Source organism: Stutzerimonas kunmingensis, from assembly GCF_014764705.1.
Lineage (GTDB): Bacteria > Pseudomonadota > Gammaproteobacteria > Pseudomonadales > Pseudomonadaceae > Stutzerimonas.
In genome coordinates this window covers 1-1113 of record NZ_JACXXG010000092.1, presented here as the reverse complement: position 1 = coordinate 1113, position 1113 = coordinate 1, and the positions used below count along the sequence as shown (strand labels likewise).

Annotated in this window: 1 protein-coding gene; it reads right to left on the bottom strand. The window is 60.6% G+C overall.

All coding sequences use genetic code 11. The annotated features are described in order from the left end of the window. Positions 1–29 precede the first annotated feature (29 nt). Entirely contained in the window at positions 30–1058 is a 1029-nt protein-coding gene (locus IEG05_RS23060) for an IS30-like element ISPsp7 family transposase (RefSeq protein WP_011911495.1), read from the bottom strand. Positions 1059–1113: the final 55 nt, after the last annotated feature.

The window sequence follows — 1113 nt, the reverse complement described above, 5'->3', positions numbered from 1 at the left end:
GGCGGTTGCAGGAGCTGAGTGCAACACGGTTATTGAATTGAAACCGGAGCATCATGCCGCATTGCCATGGCATTTTGCATGACCTCTCCCATCACCTCGATGGGGCATTTGAAGTCGAAGCGCTTGCGCGGTCGCATGTTCAGTTGCAGCGCAATGGCGTCCAGCTCCTCCTGGCTATGTACCGACAGGTCTGTGCCCTTGGGCAAGTACTGGCGAATCAGGCCGTTGATGTTTTCGTTGCTGCCGCGCTGCCAGGGGCTGTGCGGGTCGCAGAAGTAGATCGCCACGCCGGTTCTTTGGGTGATCTCGGCGTGTCGCGCCATCTCCCGGCCCTGGTCGTAAGTCATGCTCTTGCGCATCTCCAGCGGCATGCTATTGAGCGCGGCGCTGAAGCCTTCCAGCGCCGAAGTCGCCGTCGCGTCGTTCATCTTCACCAACATCAGGTAGCCACTGGTGCGTTCCACCAGCGTACCGACGGACGAGGCGTTGGCCTTACCCTTGATGAGGTCGCCTTCCCAATGCCCCGGCATCAGCCTGTCTTCAATCTCCGGCGGGCGCACATGAATACTGACCATCTCGGGGATCTGGCCGCGCCGATCCACGCCACCAGAGCGCGGCCGGCGCGTCGTCTTGCCTTGGCGCAGACAGATGATCAGCTCCTTACGCAGCTCACCCACTGGCAGGGCATAGATCGCGTTGTAGATCGTCTCGCGACAGACGTAGGCATCTCGCAGGTTGGGTATGTTCATGCTGCGCAGCTTGCCGGCAATCTGCTCGGGAGACAAACGCTCACGCAGCATATGGGTCACCAGTTCGAAGCGCTCGCTACCCGGCAACAGTTTTCGCATCGGTCGACAAACCTGGCGGCGGGCCTGCATTTGCTGCTGGGCCAGGCGGGCCGAGTAGCCACCGCAAGCACCTCGGTTACGGCGCAGCTCACGGCTGATGGTCGAAGGGGATCGGTTGATCAAGCAGGCAATCCTGCGCAGGCTGAAGCCTTGGGTACGACCGATTTGAATGGTGGCGCGCTCTTCAACGCTGAGTTCGGTATAAGACATAGGGGCAGCACCGTACCGGAAAGGTCAGGTGTTGCACTCAGTTTTTGCCGCCGCC

Excerpts from the sequence above, each read along its gene's own strand:
- IEG05_RS23060 (WP_011911495.1), bottom strand. The coding sequence starts at position 1,058 with ATGTCTTATACCGAACTCAGCGTTGAAGAGCGCGCCACCATTCAAATC.